This is a genomic window from Archaeoglobus sp. UBA230 (assembly GCA_002507545.1).
Classification (GTDB): Archaea; Halobacteriota; Archaeoglobi; order Archaeoglobales; family Archaeoglobaceae; genus Archaeoglobus.
This window is the reverse complement of record DAVR01000035.1, coordinates 1-3,606: the sequence shown is the minus strand read 5'-3', so window position 1 is coordinate 3,606 and position 3,606 is coordinate 1. Positions and strand designations below refer to the sequence as shown.

The following is a 3,606-nucleotide window of genomic DNA, read 5'->3' as shown; positions in this document are numbered from 1 at the left end:
TTAGGCAGTCGATGGCGAAGTGGTCTGTGTTGAGATCACCTACACGAAATTCATAGTAAGCCTCATCGTGATTCAATGCCGTGTAGCTCCCCTTAGACTCCCAGTTATCCACAGGCACAAATCTCGCATTTGCAGGCTTCGTAGTTCCGGCTCTTATGGTTTCCGGATAGAAGTCCTTGACGAAGACATGCTCCATCGTCAGAATCGGGTCATCATCGAGATAGTACACCCACTTCTCATAGCGGTATCTGACATCCATCCAGACATAACAGTCATCACCAGTTGTGAAATCGTATCCATCCCAGCCACGTGCATTCTTCTGAATGATGTTGTATCCGGATATGCTCCACGAGCTTATGAACGTGTTTACACCAAAACCCACTTTCTGGTTTTTGGCGTAGAAGTAATCCGTATCTCCCCAGGTCGTACTATCAGGCTTCACGTAGCTCAGAACGACGGGCAGCGTGTATTCGTAGGAATCCTCAATCGCCCAGTAGAGATCACCGAGGGGTTGAGGCTTATCAAAGCTCAGCTTTGAAATTGCCTTCTTTACTCTTTCATCCTCCCTGAACTCCAGTTTAATCTTCTTACTTCCCAAGTCACCCCAATCCAGATTGACACCCTTCACATCCACACCTTTCTCGGACATAGCAACAAGCAGTATCAGGGGCTGCGATAACCTTCCATTTTTCCAATACTCATCCATCCAGGCAGATCTTGCACTGCCAAGGTATAAGGCCAAGCTCTTCTCTCCAACAACATCATACTTCCCCACCTGCCTGAACCCATCAGGATATAAAACGAAAGCGTATACCTTGGCTCTCTCAGCACTGCTTACAGTCACAATTGCCGTATTATCCATCAGAGTTTTTGCATAAACAACTGTTCCAAGCACTGCAAGAACAGTCAGAACTACTATTGCTTTGCCCAAAACTCTCACCCGCCCTGAACTCATATTGTTATGTGTCATCATGTGTTTTTATATTTTATTGAACAGAAGAGTTAATTGTTGACATATGGGGTAAAATTTAACCTCCGAGGTCAACTTTTGACCTTCAAAGTAAAAAATCACCCCAGCTTAAAACATCTCTTTCTTTCATCCCATTTTTCAGCCTTAATCTGCTCCATTACTTCATCCGATACCACAAAAAACCTCTGCTCCCTGCAAACCTCATAGAAATCCTGCTTTCTGATGTTCAGCCACCCTTTGAAGTAATCGAACTCGCTTTGTGCCACTACCCTGAGAACTCTGTCACCAATACATACCCTCAAAGTTCTCTCGTGCAGTTCCTTCCTCAATCTCCACTTGGCTACAAGAGGTGGCTGAACGGCTCTTATCGCCCTTTCAATGTCCTCTCCATCAAGCTCCACCTTGAGCAGGATTTCGGCAATATGATTTATTCTGTCCGGCACGCCCACAACATCTCCCTTTAGCTCTATCTTCCTGTAGTCCACATCAAATCCCTCTTTTTCAAGTGATCTGCCAATTTTTGATGTATATCCCCTTTTCTTCCCAGATTTATCCACAATTCCGCCGATTACGAAACATTCAGCATTCGTCTTCTCAAAAAGCTCTTCACCACTTGGATCAAGCAGCACAACCCTTTCAATCCCGTTTTCTTTCAAAAAATCCTCTGTTGTTGGATAATACGACCCATACCCAAAATCGTGATACGTGACAACCAGCCTCTCGTCCCACATGTACTCTCTAACAACTCCAAGGCTCTGCTTTACTTGCAGCTCAAGTTTCCACTTTTCCTTCTCCGAATGCTCATCGTAGAACCTACAATCCACAACAACATATGGAAAGGGGTGCCCTGTTAATTCCCCTCTGCTGAGGAGAATTTCCTGCTTACATCTCCCAACATAGGCATGGGGTGGTAAGCTAACAAAGTGACCACTAAGGGTGAAGGAGTGCTGCAAACCGCCATCACTCCTGCAAACTTCAGCCTTACCGTTTGCGACATAAAGAGCCATTCTTGCGATAGGGTCGGGTGAGGATATTACCTTTTTCAGCCTCGTTCCTATCCTCTCAACCCCCCTTTTTCTCAGCTCAGATACGAAGACATCTTTGAGGCGCATTCAAAGAAAGTTGGGATGAGATATAAAGCTGGTTTGGTCACCTGGACTGACAGCCAAGGTTGTGTCTACTTAGTTGTCAGAATCTGAAGCCATTGTATACCAAAATCACTCCACATGAGATTAGTCCCTATTTTACAGTTTACAATCTCAAAATGCTTGGCGTCAAAAAGATAAAGAAAAAATGTTAGCGACCCTTGAACTGTGGCTTGTCCTTCCTCAGGAAAGCTGAGATTCCCTCTCTCAGATCCTCGGTTGAGAACAGCAGTCCAGCAGCGGTGCACTCCCACTCCAAACCAACATCCATTGGAACTTCTCCGCCCTTGTTGATCAACCTCTTTATCAGAGCCATTGAAATCGGGGCACAGCGCTCTGCGATGTTCTTGGCGTAGTTCATAACCTCCTCTTCAAACTTGTCATCATCGAAGACCTTGTTGATCAGGCCCCACTTCTCAGCCTCCTCAGCTGTGATCCTCTCACCAGTTAGGGCAAGTTGCATTGCTCTGCTTATACCTATCAGCTTGACCATTCTCTGCGTCCCGCTCCATCCCGGTAGCAATCCCAAGCCAACTTCTGGCAGACCGATTATTGCAGACTTCTTGGCAAGTCTGATGTCACAGCTCATTGCAATTTCAAGTCCACCTCCGAGAGCATATCCGTTGATAGCTGCAATTACAGGCTTTGGAATCTCGCTCAACCTTCTGAATATTCTCTCTCCCTTTCTGTTGTGCTCAAGGAAGTCGAATGGATGGGTTATCAGGGTTGTCAGATCAGCTCCAGCGGAGAAGGCCCTATCACCAGCACCGGTTATGACAATTACTCTTGTATCCTTATCACCCCAAAGCAGCGTTATTGCCTTATCCAGTTCCTCCATGAGTTCAGGAGATATTGTGTTGAGTCTATCCGGTCTGTTCAGGATAAGCTTTGTTATTCCACCCTCAAGCTTTTCGATCTTTATCGTTTTAAACTCGTCTTCTTCTTTTTTTTCCTCGGCTTCAGCCTTACCTTTTTTTAGTAGTTCCTCCAGCTTACCCTCTTTGAGGGTCTTTGTCGGCTCAAAAATCTTCTTTCCATACTGCTTCGCCAGCTCCTCAAGTCTGGCAGCAATCTGTTGCGCTCCAAACTGCTTCGCCAGCTCGAATGGACCAAAGGGTCTGTTTAAACCGAGCTTTATGGCAGTATCAATGTCATCGGGACTTGCAACGCCCATCTCAACGAGCTTCACTGCTTCATTGATCTCCACGAAGGTGAAGTCCATCGGGTTAATCTTGTCAGTAGCCTTGCTTGAGTCAATTTGCGGTCTTCCAGCACTCCAGTCATAGAACCCCTGTCCAGTTTTTCTTCCGAGCTTGTTCTCCTTTACCATCTTCTCAAGAATTTCTGGAGGCTCATAATCCGGGCTGATTGTCTGAGCGTAATACTTGAGAGCGTTATAGAGTATGTCAACTCCCGTATAGTCAACAAGCTCAAAGGGTCCCATTGGCAGGCCAAGTCTCCTCACAGTCGCATCTACCTCTTCAGGAGTTG

The 3,606-nt window shown here is 46.0% G+C and carries 3 protein-coding genes; all 3 read right to left on the bottom strand.

The annotated features are described in order from the left end of the window. Positions 1-955, bottom strand: a 955-nt coding sequence (locus tag BP688_RS10740) for a hypothetical protein (RefSeq protein ID WP_290624645.1), incomplete at its 3' end; no start/stop codon positions are given. 113 nt (positions 956-1,068) lie between these two features. Then, positions 1,069-2,082: a tRNA (guanine-N1)-methyltransferase gene (locus tag BP688_RS10735; RefSeq protein WP_290623311.1), complete on the bottom strand. Its 1,014-nt coding sequence runs from the start codon at positions 2,080-2,082 to the stop codon at positions 1,069-1,071. 184 nt (positions 2,083-2,266) lie between these two features. Next, on the bottom strand, positions 2,267-3,606 hold a 1,340-nt coding region (locus BP688_RS10730), incomplete at its 5' end, for an enoyl-CoA hydratase-related protein (RefSeq protein WP_290623310.1).

Coding starts and splice junctions, on each gene's coding strand:
- BP688_RS10735 (WP_290623311.1), bottom strand. CDS start 2,082: ATGCGCCTCAAAGATGTCTTCGTATCTGAGCTGAGAAAAAGGGGGGTT.